Origin of the sequence: Candidatus Skiveiella danica, assembly GCF_022705245.1 — a bacterium.
GTDB classification, from domain to species: Bacteria; Pseudomonadota; Gammaproteobacteria; order Burkholderiales; family Burkholderiaceae_C; genus Skiveiella; species Skiveiella danica.
Genome location: NZ_JAKJEW010000169.1, coordinates 268 through 566, shown reverse-complemented (window position 1 = coordinate 566; position 299 = coordinate 268). Strand labels below are relative to the sequence as shown.

Genomic DNA, 299 nt, shown 5'->3' with positions numbered 1-299 from the left:
GAAGGGCTGGAAAAGCTTTGCAACCTGGTCTGCTGCAATGCCGATGCCGGTATCGCGCACTGAAAACTGAATTTCCACATTGCCATTAACTGGCCTGGCAGCCTGACCGCGGCTGACCAGGAGGGAAACCTCTCCAGTTTCCGTGAACTTTATCGCGTTGGAAAGCAGATTGATGAGCACCTGGCTGACGCGATTGGGGTCTCCGATGATTGCCGAAGGCACCTCGTTTTGAATTTCGCAGGCGAGCTCAAGGTCTTTTTCCACGGCCTTTATCCGGACGATTTCAAGGGCGTTTTCGA

At 53.5% G+C, this 299-nt stretch carries 1 protein-coding gene; it reads right to left on the bottom strand.

The window, feature by feature from the left end:
* On the bottom strand, window positions 1-264 hold a 264-nt coding region (locus ACMUOY_RS20770), incomplete at its 3' end, for an ATP-binding protein (protein ID WP_413894600.1).
* Window positions 265-299 lie beyond the last annotated feature (35 nt).